Origin of the sequence: Pedobacter nototheniae (assembly GCF_004335085.1) — a bacterium.
Classification (GTDB): Bacteria; Bacteroidota; Bacteroidia; order Sphingobacteriales; family Sphingobacteriaceae; genus Pedobacter; species Pedobacter nototheniae.
The window spans coordinates 1-779 of sequence record NZ_RQRS01000044.1 but is presented as its reverse complement, the minus strand read 5'-3'; positions in this window follow the sequence as shown (position 1 = coordinate 779).

The window sequence follows — 779 nt, the reverse complement described above, 5'->3', positions numbered from 1 at the left end:
ATGGAGGTAACTGGTATGGTGATGAAAGTTGTTATAGCAAAACTGCCTAAGCCCATTAGCAAATCCAAACCACTGTTTCTTCGTTAAGCTTACCATTAACACAACGTCATTACGAACCGAAGCTAGGGTTTAGCGAAGGCGTGATGCAATCTTAATTGAAGGATAATTATAGTAATTGTATTAAACCATTTAAGAGCATTTAAGCATGAAAACAATTTGTCTTACCAAGACGGACGTTTCTTCTATTTGCAAAGATTGCTTCGTGCCTCGCAATGACGGGTAACCTAGACTAACGGTTATGGAGGTAACTTGTATGATGATGAAAGTTGCTATAGCAAAACTGCTTAAGCCCGATAGCAAATCCAAAACCACTGTTTCTTCGTTAAGCTTACCATTAACACAACGTCATTGCGAACCGAAGCCAGGGTTTAGGGAAGGCGTGAAGCAATCATAATTGCAGGATAATTATAGTAATTGTATTAAACCATGTAAGATATTTAAGAGCATTTAAGGCTATCGTGTCCTTCGCGAACTGAAGCCGCCGCGGCAGCGGGAAAAACAATTGTCTTGCCCAAGACGGACGTTTCTTCTATTTGCAAAGATTGCTTCGTGCCTCGCAATGACGGATAACCTAGACTGATGGAGTTGCTACTGGAGTTGCTACCTTTGAGTAGAGACATTTATCTCGCAGATTTAAAGGAGTAATTTTAAATTTGACTAATATGAAACACAGGGTATTTGATGATGAATTCAAAAAGATGGCTGTAGAGTTGTCTAGG